The organism is Herbiconiux sp. 320_LB (assembly GCF_059691755.1).
On record NZ_JCAWAD010000001.1, the window covers coordinates 346,472 to 361,099 of the forward strand.

The following is a 14,628-nucleotide window of genomic DNA, read 5'->3' on the forward strand; positions in this document are numbered from 1 at the left end:
TGAACGGGCGGCGCACTGAACGGGCGGCCTGCTGATGGGCGACGGCCTGCCTGCCCGCACTGAGATGTCCCAAAAGGCACCATTCTCGGCCGGATGAGTCTCACATGATCGATCACGGGTGATGGAAGATCAAATACGATTTTCTCGGAACCGTCGATTCGAAGAGAAAGCACCCCGTGGGCACTTCCAGCAATCAGCTCGGAGAATTCCTCCGCGCGCGTCGCGAGCAGGTGCAGCCGGAGGAGGTCGGACTCCCCCGCGGCGCCGGCCGCCGGGTCCCCGGCCTCCGGCGGGAGGAGGTGGCGAGCCTGGCGGGGATCAGCCCCGACTACTACCTCCGGATCGAGCAGGGTCGCGACCGCCGCCCGTCCGACCAGGTCGTGCGAGCCCTGGCCCGGGCGCTGCGCATCGACTCGGCGAGCCGGACCTACCTGCTGAGACTCGCGCGGCCCCGCCCGGTCCTCCAGGCCGTGCTCAAGGAGACCGCGGTCAGCGAGGGCGTGCAGCGGCTCCTCCACCAGTGGTCGCACACCCCCGCCTACGTGACGGACGCGAACCTGGACGTGCTCGCCTCGAACGGACTGAGCCGGATGGTCGTCCCCGGCTTCCACGCACCGGGCACCAACCTCCTCGAGTCGGCGTTCGAGCACTACGGGAACGCCCTCGCCGAGCTCTCGATGCTCGAGGACGACGAGGCAGACCGCGTCCGGGGCGAGTGGGAGTTCACCCTCCGCGAGATGATCGCGCAGCTGCGGTTCCAGTGCGATCCCGACGACCCGCGGCTCCAGGAGATCGTGGGTCGGCTCTCGACCCGCCACGTCCTGTTCCGCCGCGCCTGGGGCGAGCACGTGGCGGAGGCCCAGGCCGGGGGTGTCAAGCGCATCGACATCCCGCCGTTCGGCTGGGTCGACTTCCATTGGCAGACCCTGGAGATCCCGCGGCCCGGCAGGCAGTACCTCACCACGTTCTCCGGCGAGCCCGGCTCGCAGGCCGCGGCGGCGATCGCCTACCTGTCGACCCTGCTTCAGGCCGAGCGGTCCGAATCCGCGGATGCCGCGAGCACGCGCAACGCCGACCTCGCCGACGGATCGTCAGAACCGAGGACGATCACCGTCTCCTGATCCTCGCCCGGCACCCGCAACAGCGTGTACCGGAGCTGGACGTCCCCCGCGGGCGTCCCGGGGAAGATGGCGTGGCCGGTGCGGTTCACCGGAAGCGACTCCGCCGCCCAGGCCGCACTGAACTCCCGGCTCCGCGCCGACAACTCGCCGATCACCTCGTGGAAGGCGCTGTCCTCGTCGTTCTCGTCGAGGGACTCCCTCAGCATGCCGGCGACCTGACGGGTGATGGGCTCCCACAGGCCGACCGCGAGGTCCAATTCGGGATCGAGGAAGGTGAAGCGTGCCAGGTTCACACCCGGGAGGAACCCCGGCGTCAAGACCTTCGCCAAGGGATTGGACTCGATCACGGTCAGGTGTCGATCGATCAGGACGGCCGGCACGTCCGACCACGATGAGAGCAGGTCTCGGAGCCGCTCTGCTCCTCCACCCGGTTCTGCGCGTGCTGTCATGCGGCCAATCTAGTGCGGGGCGGCGGCGGCGGACGTGGCCGCGGCAGGGACCCCTTCGCCGGCGGAGACACCGTCACCGGCCCGGACACCGTCACGGGCGGTCGACTGGAACCGCCGCTGGTACTCGGACGGCGTGATCGTGAAGCGGGCGACGAAGGCACGCCGGAGCGCCACCGGCGTCGAGTAGCCGGAGGCCGCCGCGGCCTCGGCGACGCTCGCTCCGGCATCGAGGTACCCGACCGCCAGATCCAGCCGCAGGGCGCCGACATAGCCCAGGGGCGACATGCCGATCTCGTCCCGCATGATCCGGTTGAGGTGGCGCACGCTCACGTTCGCCCGGGCCGCCAGATCGGCGGCCGTGTACGAGCGGGAGGGATCCTCCCCCACGTAGTCGGTCACGAGCTTGACCAGCGGGGTCCGCGCCACGGGCCCGGACAACAGGGCCGAGAACTGGGACTGGTTGCCGGAACGCTTCATGTGCACCAGGAGCAGTTGCGCCACGGTGCGCGCGATCTCGGGTCCGTGGTCCTCCTCGAGCAGTGCGAGCGCCAGGTCGATGCCGGCGGCGACCCCCGCCGAGGTGTAGACGTCGCCGTCGCGGATGAAGATCGCCTCCGGATGCATCTCGACGCGCGGGAACCGCTCGGCGATCGCCGACGTGAACTTCCAGTGAGTGGTCGCGGCGCGCCCGTCGAGCAGCCCCGTGGCCGCGAGCGCGAAGGCGCCGGTGCAGATCCCCGCGACCCGCCGCGCACCGGTCGCGAGCCGGCGGACGGCCTCGAGCAGACGGTGGTCGGCGAAGACCGAGAGAGCGCTCTCCGTTCCCGGCACGATGAGCGTGTCGAGCTCGCCCGCCTCCGCCACGGAGGCGTGCACGCCCACCCGCACTCCCATGGAGGTGACGACGTCCCCGCCGTCGAGCGAGAGGGTGACGATGTCGTAGCCGGAGGTGCGCTGCCCGGCCTCGTGGAAGACCTCAGCCGGCCCGGTGAAGTCGAGCATCTTGACCTGATCGAACAGGAGGATCCCGATCCGGGGGCGGGCGGCGACGGGGAACTCGATGACCGCGACCACCGCGCACCTCGTCTCCGGTTCGCGGATCGGGCATCCGCACCACTTCAATATGGAGTGGGACCTCCATTAAAGCGCTTTCAGGGCCCGGAGTCACTAAGTACGTGCGCGGGGACCATCCTCATCTGCGGAATGAAGTTTCTGCGATCTCCGCAGATGAGTGTCAGAGGGCCGAAAGGTAGGCGAGGGCGGCTGCGCCCGGCGTTCCCGGCTCGGCGAAGAACACCGTCAGAGAGCACCCACGGCGGCTCGGCACGGCGAGGCTCTGGTAACGCAGGTCGACCGCGCCGACCGCGGGCACGTCGAAGCGCACCTCCCCGTCGCCCAGCGGGCGCGCGTCGTGGCGGGCCCAGAGCGCGGCGAACCGGTCGTCCTCGGCCGACAGGCGGTTCACCAGGCGGTGCAGGGCCGGGTCGGCGGGGTCGCTCTGGAATCGCAGGGCGGCCACGAGCTTCGCGGCCGACTCGTCCCAGAGCGGAGAGAACCTCCTGGCCTCCTCGGTGAACCAGCACCGCACCAGGTTCTGCCCCGGGTCGAGCCGGCCCTGGCCGAGCCGCCGGGCGATCACGTTCGACGCCAGCACCGTCTGCGTTCCGTCGGTGACGAAGGCGGGGTTCTGCACCCAGTGGTCGACCACCTCGGTCACCCCGACCGGTCCCGGAGCGCCGGCCGCGTCATCCGGCACCAGGGCGCCGCTCTCGGCCGCCGCCAGCCGGAAGAGGTGCTCGACGGCGAAGTCGTCGAGCCGCAGCACCGTCGCCAGGGCGAGCAGCACCTGCTCGGAGGGGTGCCGATCGCGCCCTTGCTCGAGGCGGTGGTAGTAGCCGGGGCTGACCCCCGTCAGGGCGGCGACCTCGTCGCGACGCAAGCCGCTGACCCGTCGGCCGGGCTCGCGCGGGAGACCGGCCTCCTCGGGCGTGACGAGCGCACGCCGCGCCCTGAGGTACTGGCTCAATGCCGAACCGCCCGTTGCCATGCCCGTCGTGTGTCCCTTTCGACTCCGAGGCCTCCGAGCCTAGGCGAGGCGCGCGGCGCAGGGCCATCAGGTGTCCCTGAGACGGCCAGGACGACTGCGCACCGCTTGCGACGTCTGTAGCAGGACCGTTCGGCGAGCCCCGGCTACTCTCGGGCGCATGCAACGGACTCAGCGACTGGACATCGGCATCGTCGGCGGCTCGATCGGCGGACTCTTCGCGGCCTCCCTGCTCGGCAGAGCGGGACATCGCGTCACCGTGCTCGAGCGATCCAAGACGGGACTGGCCAAGCGCGGTGCCGGGCTCGTAGCCCAGCAGGAGCTGTACGACCTGCTCCGCCGGGTCGGCCGGGACGACGCCGCGCGGGTGGGCGTCGTGGCGCACGAGCGGATCACGGTCGACCGCACCGGACGGGTGCTCCACCGCGACCCGACGCCGCAGACCCAGCTTTCCTGGGACACGCTGTACGAGGTCCTGCTGTCGCTGCTGCCCTCCGGCTCCTACCTCGTCGATCACGCGGTCGCCTCGGTGCACTCCTCCGAGCACGCGGCCATCGCCGAGCTCCACGACGGGCGGCGGCTCTCCTTCGACCTGATCATCGGCGCCGACGGCCTCAACTCGGTGACCCGCGAGGCCGTCGCACCCGACCACGACGAGAACAGCTACGTCGGCTACGTCACCTGGCGCGGTCTGGTGCCCGAGAGCGCGCTCCCGGCCGCCGCGGCCGAGGCGCTGCTCGGCCGCTTCGCGTTCTACACCGGCCCGGGCGCCCACATGCTCGGCTACCTCGTGCCCGGGCCCGAGGGGGAGGTCGACCCGCCCGGCCGGCGCTACAACTGGGTCTGGTACCGACCCCTGCCCGCGCGCGAGCTCGAGGGCCTGGTCGTCCGGTCGGGCCGGCCGCCCGGCAGTGTCTCCCTGGCTCCCGGCGATCTGCCGGCCGAGCTCCGTCAGGAGCTGGTCGAGGCCGCCGGAGCCGAGCTGCCGCCGGCGTTCGCCGCCGCCGTCGCCGCCGAGCCCGAACCCTTCCTCCAGGCGATCTTCGACTACCTGCCGCCGCGGATGGTGCGGGGCCGGGTCGCGCTGCTCGGCGACGCGGCCGTGATGGTGCGCCCGCACACCGCGATGGGGGCCGCGAAGGCGGCCGGCGACGCGATCGCCCTCACCGACTACCTCGACGCGGCCCCCCTGCCGCAGGCGCTGACGCGCTACGAGCGCAACCGGCTGCCGATCGGACGGTCGATCGCCGACTACGGCCGGCGCCTCGGCGACACCCTGCCGCTCGCGGGGCTGCCGCCCGCGGCCGGAACCCGGACCGTCCACGTCTGACCCTCGACCCCGGGCGACCCGGCCCCGACCCGTGGCTCGACCCCGCCCTCGTCTCGACTCCCGTTCCACGCTCCACGCTCCACTAGGAAGGACACACCATGCACGCCCCTGAGGACCTCACTCCCGGTGCACGACGCACCCTCGACCAGATCGAGTACCACCCGACGACCCACGATCTCGGCTGGCACGACCTCGTCGTCATGCTCGAGGAAGTCGCCGAGGTCGAGAAGAGCCACGGCGGCGAGAAGATCGTGGTGAAGCTCGGCAACCTCCGGGAGGAGTTCACCCGGCCCGAGGGCACCCCGGTGAGCGAGCAGACGGTGCTGAGCCTGCGCCGGATGTTCAAAGAGGCCGGCTTCATCGAGGGAGGCACGGCATGAGCCTGCCGAGCGACCCCGACCAGAGCGGCATCGAGTCCGCAGGCTTCGAGAGCGAGCCCTCCTCCGACGGCGCGATCCTCGAGGAGGCGATCCCGGACGACGGCGACGCGTTCGAACCCGGCCCCTCCGAGGAGGAGGGCGGCGAGGGCGAGGCCGACGACGACCCGGGCGAGGGGGCCCGCCAGCCCGGGTCCGGCGCGCCGGTCTGAGAGATGACGGCGTTCTCCCCCCTTCGGAACGCCGCGTTCCGGGCTCTCTGGCTCGCCGGGATCGTCAGCAACATCGGCGCCTGGATGCAGACGGTCGGTGCCCAGTGGCTCCTGGTCGAGCAGAACAGTCCGACCTGGCTGGTCGCGCTGGTGCAGACCGCGGCATCCCTGCCCGTGCTGCTGCTGGCGATCCCCGCGGGCGTGCTCGGCGAGTTCGTGAACAAGCGCATCCTGCTGATGGTCGTGCAGACCGGTCAGCTGGTGGTCGTCGCCCTGCTGACCGTGCTGACGATGCTGGATGCCGCGACGCCGGCGGTGCTGCTCGGACTCACGGTCGTGCTCGGCGTCGGCTCGGCTCTGCAACTGCCGGCCTACCAGGCGATCGTGCCCGAGATCGTGCCGACGAAGGACATCTCCGACGCGGCGTCCCTCTCGTCGATCGGGGTCAACGTGGCGCGCGCCCTCGGCCCCGCGGCCGCCGGGCTCGTGGTGGCGCAGTTCGGGCTCGCCGCGGTGTTCGCCCTCAACGCGGCGAGCTTCGGCGTGTTCGTGCTGACCCTGCTGTTCTGGCGTGGCTACAAGCCGGTCCGGGCGCGGCCCGAGACCTTCGTCGACGCCTCGATCGCCGGGGTCCGCTACGTCGTCAACTCCCCCGTCATCCGCTCGATGTACCTCCGGCTGGCCCTATTCCTCCTGCCCGCCAACGGCATCTGGGCACTGCTCCCGCTGGTGGCGCACGACGGCCTCGCGCTCGGATCGGCCGGGTACGGCATCCTGCTCGCCGCGCTCGGCGCCGGCTCGATCGCGGGGGCCTTCGCGCTGCCCGCGCTCCGGCGGCGGCTGGGCGCCAGCGGACTCGTGACGGCGTCGGTCGTCGTGTTCGGCGTGGGCAGCATCCTGTTGCCGCTGGTGCCGGCGCTGTGGTCGGCGTCGCTGGTGCTGCTGCTGTCCGGGGCCGCCTGGCTCGGCGTGATCGCGACGATCAACGGCAGCGTGCAGTCGTTCCTCCCGCCCTGGGTGCGCACGCGAGGACTGTCGATCTATCAGCTGGTGCTCTACGGCGGCACGGCGCTGGGCTCGGTTCAGGTCGGCGCCGCCGCGCAGGCCTACGGGCTGACCGCCACCCTGGTCGCCTGTGGCGTGCTCATGCTGGCGGTCGCCGCTTCGCTGCTGGTGCGGCCCCTGCCGAGCACCGCGGGCATCGGCCGCGGGATCGTGCCGCTGCCCCTGACCGACCTGCCCGCCGTGCCCGCCGAGAAGGTCGACGACGGCGAGGAGGTGCTCGTGCTGGTGCGCTACACCGTGCCCGAGTCCGACCGGCCCCGGTTCCGTGAGCGGATGGCGCTGGTCGAGCAGAGCCGCAAGCGTACCGGCGCCCGACGCTGGCAGCTCTACGACGACCGCGAGGCTGCCGGGGTGCTCGTGGAGGCCTTCACCCTCGGCTCCTGGCGGGAGTACCTCGACCAGCACGCCGACCGGCTCACCGAGTACGACACCTCCGTGCTGAAGGATGCGCGGGACCTGAGCACGGTCGAACCCGTCGTCGACCACCTGGTCGCGGTGCCGCCACCCCCTCATCGACGCGGCGCGGCGGTCTCCTCGCGCGGCGCGAACAGCCGCGGGTAGACCAGCGCCGCGATGGCGGCTCCGACCAGCGGGAAGAGGATGAACACCCACACCTGGCCGAGCCAGTCGCCGCCGCCGAAGACCGCGGTGGCGATCGACCGGGCCGGGTTGATCGAGGCGTTGTCGATGGGCAGTGCCACGAAGAGCATCGAGGTGAGGGTGAGCCCGATCACGAGGGGGGCCAGCGGGGTCCCCTTCGTGGGGTGGGTCGTGGCGAGCACGACGAAGACGAGCACCGCGGTGGCCACGAGCTCGACCGCGGCGACCGGCACCAGGTCGTAGAGCCCGGGCGACAGGGCGCCGAAGCCGTTGGAGGCGAAGCCGCCGGCGACCGCCGCGTCGAGGGTGCCGCCCTGGGCGCCGGAGAGCAGCCCGAACACCGCCGCCGCTCCGGCGAATCCGCCGACCAGCTGCGCCACGACGTACAGCGGCACGAGTCCCCAGGGTAGACGCCCGGCGATCGCCGTGCCGAGCGTCACGGCCGGGTTGAAGTGGCCGCCGGAGATCGGTCCGAACGCGAACCCGCCGGCGGTGACCGCGAGTCCCAGGGCGAGCGCCACCCCGAGCAGCCCCGTGCCCGGCTGCGCCGCGTGGCCGTTGGAGTCCGGCGAGGTCAGGAGGGCGGCGCCGATCAGGCCGAACACGAGCAGGAAGGTCCCGGCGAACTCGGCGGCGGCCCGGGAGACCGGGCGGGAGGCGGCGGGGAACGGTCGGTTCTGCGGATTCGTCATCCGGCCAGGGTACGGAGCGCGCCCCGACCGCGGATCGGACGGCCGTCGGAACTCCACTGGACGATCCGAGCACGCTGCGATCCGCGGAACGGCGGGCCTGGAGCCCGCCCGGTCGGGGCCCACGCCGAGGCTGAGCGAAGGTGACACAGTCAGGACCACGCGCCCGGCGGCCTCCCGATCCTAGGCTCGTGCCTGGCAAGGAATTCCCGAGACCGAGGATGTGAGTCGAGCATGGATCTTCAGCACGTCGAGATGGATCTGCAGCACGTGACGGACGAGCTGGTCGCCGGTATCAGCCGGCCGGTGGCGCTGGTCGGCGGGGACGACCGCCCGATCGCGATGAGCGGGAACGCCCGTCCGGGTGCCCGGGTGCGGGCGACCATCCCCATCCGCGGCAAGGAGCGCGACATCGCCGCGTTCCGGCTGTTCGACGACGGCACCGAGCCGATGACCGCCTCGGACTACGCGCTGCTGGATGCCGCGTCGACCGTCGTGCGCGACCTGCTCGACGCCCCGGCGCTCGCCCCGGCGACCCGGGCCGGGCAGGCCGGGCCGATCGCTCCCGCCGAGACGGCCAGGGGCGTCCTGCCGGAGCGCGAGGCGATCCAGCACCAGCTGCTCGACGACGACGAGGCGGTCCGCCGCCAGGCGTTCCAGGTCGCGGTGCGCAACCGCTGGGTCGACCGCACCGAGCGCACGGCCGTTCGCGCCGTCTCGCTCGACCCGTCGGTCGGCACGGTCCGCCGTCTGGCGCTCGCCCGCAACATCGCCGCGACCTCCCACACCAACACGCTCTTCATCGGCGAGGTCGACGGCTGCCTGCACTTCGTGACCCGCGACCCCGAGGCCGACGCCGGGCTCGACGAGCGGGTCGCCACGCTCGCCGCCCGGTTCGACGCGAGAGTCACCGCGATCGGCGCCTCGGTCGTCACGGCCGGTCACTCCGACCTCGCCCCGGCGGCACGGCAGGCCCGCGCGGCGGCCGAGCTGACGGCCGCGCTGCCCGAGCTGCAGCCGGTCGGCTGGTACGAGCAGCTCGGCCATTGGGTGCTGCTCAGCCAGATCGCACCCGGTTCGGTGCGGATGGCCGAGATCTCCCCCGCCGCCGAGGTGCTGTTCCGGCCTGGCAACGAGGTCTACCGCGAGACCGTCGAGGCCTACCTGGATGCGGCGGGCCGCAACAGCGTCGCCTGCGAGCGGCTGCACATCCATCGCACCACGCTCTACTACCGCCTTGACAACGCCCCCGCCGTGGTGCGCGAGGCGCTGAAGGACGGCTTCAGCCGCAGCAGCCTGCACCTCGCGATCAAGCTCCACCGGCTCTGGAGCGTGGCGGGCGCGGTCTGAGCCGACCCGGCATCCGTCGCCGCGGGCGCGGCCCGACCCCGCTCAGGATCCGTCGCTCAGGATCCGTCGGGGGACCCGGCCCGGGCGAAGGCCCGCCAGAGCACGCGGGCGTGCTCACGCTTGGCCCGTTCGACCCCGGCCTCGTCGCCGCGCAGTGAGCTGACCCACTCGGCGAACCGGCTGCCGGTCGCGCTGAGCACCAGGGCGATCCCGCCGTGCGGCGGCTCCGGCACCCTCGCCTCCTCCGACGACATCCGGCCGCGGGCGGCCAGGTCGTCGTCGATCAGCCCGAGGGTGAGCTTGGCCACCCCGACGGCGTGCGCGTTGATGATCGAGTGCGCCGCGCCCTCGATCTCCCAGGCGATCGCGTTCTTCGCGCGGGCGCGGAGCCGCTCGTGGAAGCGCCGCGGCGACGAGCGGTCGTACTGACCGCGGATGAGCAGGATGCGCGCCTCGGGCAGCCGGATCCGGTCGCTGATCCGGTACCGCATCATGTAGGGCAGCACGGTCAGGAAGTAGACGAAGCCGCAGAGGATGTACGCCGAGAGCGCCGTCAACGCCAGGTGCACCGTCTCGTGCACGGCCGAGCGGGCGAACCGCGCCGCCTGGGCCGCGAGCGAGGGCGCCGACTCGTCGATCACGGGGCTGACCAGCACGCCGTGCGCGTACTCGGGATGCCGGACCAGCAGCTCGGTGACGACCTGGGCGCCCATCGAGTGCCCGATCAGCACGGGGTTCCGGATGCGGTAGTGCGCGATCACGCCCTCCACCTGGTCGGCGAAGAACGCGGTGGAGGGCTGACCCTCGGGACGCGGCATCCCGGCGAAGCCGGGGAGGTCGAGCGCGTAGACGTCTCCGCGCTCGGCGAGCACGGGGGCCAGGAACTCGAAGTAGGTGGAGGCCACCCCGATGCCGGCGACCAGCACGAAGGAGGCGGCGTCGTCCGGGCTGTCGGTGGTCACCTTCGTCACCCGGGTCACGGCGCCGTCGGCGCGCACGCGGTCCACGTCGATCTCGATGGGGTCCGCGTCAGCGCCCTCCTCGCCGGATGCGGGTGCTCGGGTGTCGCCTGGCTCGTCCATCCCTCAAGCCTGCCAGGAGAACGGCGCTGCGCGAGCCGATCGCCGACGACGTGATTAGGGTCGGAAGCAGCCGGCGGCATCCGAGCCGCCCCTGCAGGAGGAACGATGAGCGACCAGCCCGGCATCCCGGACGCCGAGTCCATCACCCCGGAGGCGCGGACCATCGCGATCCTCGGGGCCAACGGCGATCTCGCCGAACGACTGCTGCTGCCGGGGCTCGGCCAGGTCGTCGACGCCGGTCGCGGCATCGAGCTCACGATCATCGGCGCCGCGCGCACGCCCGTCTCCGACGAGGACTGGAAGGCGCGGGTACGACAGAGCCTGGAGACAGCGGGGGTCTCGGCGCACACCGTTGACGACCTCGTCGGCCGCACCCGGTTCATCCCCACCGACGCTACCGACCCCGAGGAGCTCAAGGCGCTGCTGGACGCCTGCCCCTCCTCCCCCGTGCTCTACATCGCCCTCCCGCCCGCCGTGGGCCACAGCATCGCCGCCGCCCTCGCGGAGCTCGAACTGCCCGAGGAGCTGCTGGTCGCGATCGAGAAGCCGTTCGGCGACGACCTGGCCGACGCCGAGGCGCTGAACCGCGCGCTGGCCGCCGTCATCCCGGACGACCGGCTCTGGCGGATGGACCACTTCCTCGGCAACGAGACCGTGCTCGGGATGCTGGGACTCCGCTTCGGGAACCGGCTGCTGGAGGCCGGCTGGGATGCCGACAGCATCGAGAAGGTCGAGATCGTCTACGACGAGCAGCTGGGCCTTCAGGGGCGTGCCGCGTTCTACGACACGACCGGGGCGCTCCGCGACATGCTGCAGAGCCACCTGCTGATGGTGCTGGCCCTCACCGCCATGGAGCGGCCCGAGGCGATCACCGCCGAGGCGGTGCACGAGCGGATGGCGGAGGTGCTCGGCCAGACACGGCTCTGGCGCGACGACCCCGCGACGGCCCGCCGGGCCCGGTACACCGAGGGGCGGGTCGGGGACCGCTTCTTCCCCTCCTACGTCGACGAGCCGGACGTCGACCCCGCGCGCGGCACCGAGACCCTCGCCCAGATGCTGCTGCAGGTCGACGTGCCGCGCTGGCAGGGCGTTCCCTTCGTGCTGCGCTCGGGCAAGGCGATCGGCGGCGGGCGGGCCGAGGTGGCCGTGCACTTCCGCGACTCGCCGCTGCCGACCGGGCTGGAGCCCGCCGGTCCGACGGTGCTGCGGATGTCGCTCCGCGGCGGCGACGTCGCCCTCGACCTCGTGGTGACCGGCGCCGACGAGCCCGGGCGGCTGCGGCGCATCCCCCTCACGGCGAGCCCCGGAAAGGCCGAACTCGGCGCGTACGCCCAGGTGCTCGCCGGCATCCTGCAGCGCGACACCCTGCTCTCGGTGCCGGGTCACGTCGCCGAGCAGTGCTGGCGGATCGTCACGCCCGTGCTCAGCGCGTGGGCGGCCGGCGAGTCGCCGCTCGAGGAGTACGCCGCGGGGAGCGACGGTCCGACCGACTGGTGAAGCGAGGCCGGGGCCGGGGCCAGGGCTGAGCACACTCAGCTGAGCGCACTCAGCCTTCGCCCCGGGCCTCCTTGATCGCGGTCGCCGCGTTGACCAGCGCGAGGTGGCTGAGCCCCTGAGGGAGGTTGCCGAGGAACGCGCCGTCGTCGGGATCGATCATCTCCGAGTAGAGGCCGACGTCGTTCGCCGCGGCGACCAGCGCATCCATCCGCTGCTCGGCCTCGCTCACCCGCCCCAGTTCGGCCTGCGCCTGCGCGAGCCAGAACCCGCAGGCCACGAACGCGGCCTCCTCCTCGTCGACGCCGCTGTAGCGGTAGACGTGCGGCCCGACGGCGAGCTCCTCCCGGATGCGGTCGACGGTCGCGCGCATCCGCTCCTCCGGCCCGAAGGCGGAGGTGGCGTGCAGGAGCACCGAGGCGTCGAGCGCCTTCGACCCGGGGTACATCACGTAGGCCTGACGCTTCTCGGACCAGCCGTGCTCGGCGATCCACCGCTCGAGCAGCCGGAGGTTCTTCTTCCACCGGCCCAAGGACTCGGCCGCGGGCGTGATCTCGCCGAGCTCGGCGAGCCGGCAGGCGTCGTCGAGCGCGCGCCAGCAGCCGATCTTGCTGGTCGTGTAGTGCCGCTTCTTCGGCAGCTCCCACATGCCGGAGTCCTTCGACTCCCACATCCGGCAGGCACTGTTCGCGAACTGCTCCAGCAGCGCCCCCGTGTTGCCGTCGAGGATGTTGCCGGCCTCGACGTACTGCCGCATGACGCCCAGCACGTCGGCGTAGACGCCGAGCTGCAGCTGGCCGGAGGCCGGGTTGCCGACCCGCACCGGGCCGATCCGGCGCCAGCCCGCGGCGGCGGTCTTCTCGACCCCGGGCGGGGTGCGCCCCTGGAGCGTGTAGAAGATGCCGAGATCCTGGTGGCGCTTCATGGTCGCGAGCACCCAGGAGACGGCGGCGTGCGTCTCCTCCCGCAGACCGAAGTGGGTGAGCGCGCCGACCGTGTACGAGAGGTCGCGCACCCAGGCGAAGCGGTAGTCGTAGTTCTTGCGGCCCTGGGCGTTCTCGGGCAGCCCGGTCGTCGCCGCGGCGGCGATCGCTCCGGTGGGCGAATAGATCAGCAGCTTGAGGGCCAGGGCGCTGCGGTGCACCGCCTCGGCCCAGGGCCCTTCGTAGCGGAACACGGTCGACCAGTTCGACCAGTTCTCGATCGTGCGGTCGATCCCCTGGTCGACGATGTGCGGATCGGGCAGGTGGATCGGCTCGTCGTCGGTGCCGCAGAGGGCGATCAGGTGCCGCGACCCGGCCGAGGTCGTGAAGGCGCCCTCGAAGCGGGCCGGCCCGTCGGAGGGGCCGAACGCGGGGGCGTGCGTGCCTCCCGCGTCGGCCGAACCGTCCGGTGCGCCTGCCTGCTCGTGCGGGCCGGCGGCGGGCTCGTGCGGATCGAGCCGGCCGTGCTCGAAGCCCACCAGCACGAGGTCGATGGTGCCGATGCGGAGGATGGGCCCGTGAAGGGTGTCGATGCGCTGCACCGGCCCCTCGACGAACAGGCCGCCGGGGACGACCTCCCAGGTGAAGTCGACGTGACCGCTGACGCCGTCGACCCGCCGGGCGAGTTCGGCCCAGGGCAGGCGGCCGGCGACGCCGGTGACCAGCGCATCCGTCACCTGAGCCACCCCGGTGGGCGTGCGGAAGGTGGTGCGCAGCACGTTCGTGCCGGGCAGGTACTCGCGCTCGGACTCGAACGAGCCGACCGGGCGCATCGAGACGTGACCGCCGCGGTCGGCGTCGACGAGCGCTGCGAACACGGGCGAGGAGTCGAGCGCCGGCATCGGCAGCCAGTCGATCCGGCCGTCGCGGGCCACGGCGGCGACGGTGCGGCCGTCGCCGATCATCGCGTAGCCGCGAAGGTCGGCGTAGCCCTCCGTGCGTTCGAGTCGGCCGCCGGGCAGGGCGGAGGCGGGGTCGGGGGCGTGGTCTTCGGCTTGGGCTCGGGCGTCAGATCGTCGCAACGGAACCCGAATCCACGCGGTAGTTCGAGCCGTTCACGAACGAGGCCGCGTCGGAGCAGAGGAAGACGACGACATTGGCGACCTCGGCGGGCTCGCCGCGGCGCTTGAGCTCCATGTAGGGGCGCTCCTCGTCGAGGAACGACTCGATCGCCTCGTCGACCGGCACCCCTCGCTCCTCGCTGCGCTTCTGCATCATGGCGTCGGTCATCGGGGTGTGGATGAACGCGGGCGAGACCGCGTTCACCAGGAGACCCTCGAGGGCGTACGACCGCGAGAGCCCCTTCGCTAGGGCGAGCACGCCCGCCTTGGCCGAGCAGTACGGGAGCTCGTCGTCGTAGGGCTGCACCGCGTCCTCGGAGGCGAGCAGGACCAGTCGGCCCCAGCCGCCGCTCCGCAGATCGGGGAGGAACTCGCGGACCAGCCGCACCGGGCCGAGCAGGTCGGTCTCGATCGTGGAGACCCAGCCCTCGTCGTCGATCTCGTGGAACAGGCCCTGGGCGCCGGTGACACCGGCCGACTGCACCAGGATATCGATCTCGCCGACGGCCTCCGCCACCTGGCGGTGCAGGCTCGCAAGCGAGTCGACGTCGGTGATGTCGGCGGCGAAGCCGAACAGCCGGCCCGCCGGGGCGTCGAGCGCCTCGACGGCCTGATCGAGCTTCTGCTGGTCGCGGTCGGAGATCACCACCGTCGCGCCCTCCGCCAGGAGGAGGCGGGCGGTGTGCCAGCCGATGCCGGAGTCGCCCCCGGTGACGAGGGCTTTCCGGCCGGTGATGCCGAGGTCCATGGAGGTCCTTTCGATGGTGGTGA

General features: G+C 72.3%; 14 protein-coding genes. 7 read left to right on the forward strand and 7 right to left on the reverse strand.

Annotated elements, in window-relative coordinates:
- Positions 1-176 precede the first annotated feature (176 nt).
- A complete protein-coding gene (locus tag AC59HU_RS01635; RefSeq protein WP_497221568.1) occupies positions 177-1,121 on the forward strand; it encodes a helix-turn-helix domain-containing protein in 945 nt (314 codons plus the stop codon).
- On the opposite strand, the gene AC59HU_RS01640 is transcribed toward AC59HU_RS01635, so the two are convergent.
- The 3 genes from AC59HU_RS01640 to AC59HU_RS01650 form a co-directional block, all read right to left on the reverse strand.
- Entirely contained in the window at positions 1,025-1,570 is a 546-nt protein-coding gene (locus AC59HU_RS01640) for an MmyB family transcriptional regulator (protein ID WP_497221569.1), read from the reverse strand. The genes AC59HU_RS01635 and AC59HU_RS01640 overlap by 97 nt on opposite strands.
- A gap of 9 nt (positions 1,571-1,579) precedes the next feature.
- The gene (locus AC59HU_RS01645; RefSeq protein WP_497221570.1) at positions 1,580-2,644 is read right to left on the reverse strand and encodes a GlxA family transcriptional regulator; all 1,065 of its coding nucleotides are present in this window, start codon (positions 2,642-2,644) and stop codon (positions 1,580-1,582) included.
- A 160-nt stretch (positions 2,645-2,804) separates the two neighbouring features.
- Positions 2,805-3,617: a helix-turn-helix domain-containing protein gene (locus AC59HU_RS01650; RefSeq protein WP_497221571.1), complete on the reverse strand. Its 813-nt coding sequence runs from the start codon at positions 3,615-3,617 to the stop codon at positions 2,805-2,807.
- Positions 3,618-3,774: 157 nt separating this feature from the next.
- Here AC59HU_RS01650 and AC59HU_RS01655 point away from each other — a divergent pair, with 157 nt between their 5' ends.
- The 4 genes from AC59HU_RS01655 to AC59HU_RS01670 all read left to right on the forward strand — a co-directional run bounded on the left by AC59HU_RS01655 (position 3,775) and on the right by AC59HU_RS01670 (position 7,159).
- A complete protein-coding gene (locus AC59HU_RS01655) occupies positions 3,775-4,944 on the forward strand; it encodes an FAD binding domain-containing protein (RefSeq protein WP_497221572.1) in 1,170 nt (389 codons plus the stop codon).
- A gap of 98 nt (positions 4,945-5,042) precedes the next feature.
- Complete coding sequence (locus AC59HU_RS01660; protein ID WP_497221573.1) at positions 5,043-5,324, forward strand: hypothetical protein; 282 nt, start codon at positions 5,043-5,045, stop codon at positions 5,322-5,324.
- The gene (locus AC59HU_RS01665) at positions 5,321-5,533 is read left to right on the forward strand and encodes a hypothetical protein (protein WP_497221574.1); all 213 of its coding nucleotides are present in this window, start codon (positions 5,321-5,323) and stop codon (positions 5,531-5,533) included. Before AC59HU_RS01660 ends, AC59HU_RS01665 begins: the two co-directional genes overlap by 4 nt.
- A gap of 3 nt (positions 5,534-5,536) precedes the next feature.
- Positions 5,537-7,159, forward strand: coding sequence for an MFS transporter (locus AC59HU_RS01670; protein WP_497221575.1), 1,623 nt, complete (start codon positions 5,537-5,539; stop codon positions 7,157-7,159).
- Here the strand turns inward: AC59HU_RS01670 and AC59HU_RS01675 are convergent.
- Positions 7,108-7,890 (reverse strand): aquaporin, encoded by a 783-nt coding sequence (locus AC59HU_RS01675; protein ID WP_497221576.1) that lies wholly within the window; start codon positions 7,888-7,890, stop codon positions 7,108-7,110. The genes AC59HU_RS01670 and AC59HU_RS01675 overlap by 52 nt on opposite strands.
- Positions 7,891-8,121: 231 nt before the next feature.
- On the opposite strand from AC59HU_RS01675, the gene AC59HU_RS01680 reads away from it, so the two are divergent.
- The gene (locus AC59HU_RS01680; RefSeq protein ID WP_497221577.1) at positions 8,122-9,237 is read left to right on the forward strand and encodes a helix-turn-helix domain-containing protein; all 1,116 of its coding nucleotides are present in this window, start codon (positions 8,122-8,124) and stop codon (positions 9,235-9,237) included.
- Positions 9,238-9,293: 56 nt separating this feature from the next.
- On the opposite strand, the gene AC59HU_RS01685 is transcribed toward AC59HU_RS01680, so the two are convergent.
- A complete protein-coding gene (locus AC59HU_RS01685; protein WP_497221578.1) occupies positions 9,294-10,319 on the reverse strand; it encodes an alpha/beta fold hydrolase in 1,026 nt (341 codons plus the stop codon).
- Between the two features lie 105 nt (positions 10,320-10,424).
- On the opposite strand from AC59HU_RS01685, the gene AC59HU_RS01690 reads away from it, so the two are divergent.
- Positions 10,425-11,816 (forward strand): glucose-6-phosphate dehydrogenase, encoded by a 1,392-nt coding sequence (locus tag AC59HU_RS01690; protein WP_497221579.1) that lies wholly within the window; start codon positions 10,425-10,427, stop codon positions 11,814-11,816.
- 49 nt (positions 11,817-11,865) lie between these two features.
- On the opposite strand, the gene AC59HU_RS01695 is transcribed toward AC59HU_RS01690, so the two are convergent.
- Together AC59HU_RS01695 and AC59HU_RS01700 are read right to left on the reverse strand one after the other, a co-directional pair.
- The gene (locus AC59HU_RS01695) at positions 11,866-13,818 is read right to left on the reverse strand and encodes a glycoside hydrolase family 15 protein (protein ID WP_497221580.1); all 1,953 of its coding nucleotides are present in this window, start codon (positions 13,816-13,818) and stop codon (positions 11,866-11,868) included.
- Positions 13,805-14,605, reverse strand: coding sequence for an SDR family NAD(P)-dependent oxidoreductase (locus tag AC59HU_RS01700; RefSeq protein ID WP_497221581.1), 801 nt, complete (start codon positions 14,603-14,605; stop codon positions 13,805-13,807). The genes AC59HU_RS01695 and AC59HU_RS01700 overlap by 14 nt, the downstream gene beginning before the upstream one ends.
- Positions 14,606-14,628 lie beyond the last annotated feature (23 nt).

Coding starts and splice junctions, on each gene's coding strand:
- AC59HU_RS01675 (WP_497221576.1), bottom strand. CDS start 7,890: ATGACGAATCCGCAGAACCGACCGTTCCCCGCCGCCTCCCGCCCGGTC.
- AC59HU_RS01660 (WP_497221573.1), top strand. CDS start 5,043: ATGCACGCCCCTGAGGACCTCACTCCCGGTGCACGACGCACCCTCGAC.
- AC59HU_RS01690 (WP_497221579.1), top strand. CDS start 10,425: ATGAGCGACCAGCCCGGCATCCCGGACGCCGAGTCCATCACCCCGGAG.
- AC59HU_RS01680 (WP_497221577.1), top strand. CDS start 8,122: ATGGATCTTCAGCACGTCGAGATGGATCTGCAGCACGTGACGGACGAG.
- AC59HU_RS01685 (WP_497221578.1), bottom strand. CDS start 10,319: ATGGACGAGCCAGGCGACACCCGAGCACCCGCATCCGGCGAGGAGGGC.
- AC59HU_RS01650 (WP_497221571.1), bottom strand. CDS start 3,617: ATGGCAACGGGCGGTTCGGCATTGAGCCAGTACCTCAGGGCGCGGCGT.
- AC59HU_RS01665 (WP_497221574.1), top strand. CDS start 5,321: ATGAGCCTGCCGAGCGACCCCGACCAGAGCGGCATCGAGTCCGCAGGC.
- AC59HU_RS01670 (WP_497221575.1), top strand. CDS start 5,537: ATGACGGCGTTCTCCCCCCTTCGGAACGCCGCGTTCCGGGCTCTCTGG.
- AC59HU_RS01700 (WP_497221581.1), bottom strand. CDS start 14,605: ATGGACCTCGGCATCACCGGCCGGAAAGCCCTCGTCACCGGGGGCGAC.
- AC59HU_RS01640 (WP_497221569.1), bottom strand. CDS start 1,570: ATGACAGCACGCGCAGAACCGGGTGGAGGAGCAGAGCGGCTCCGAGAC.
- AC59HU_RS01655 (WP_497221572.1), top strand. CDS start 3,775: ATGCAACGGACTCAGCGACTGGACATCGGCATCGTCGGCGGCTCGATC.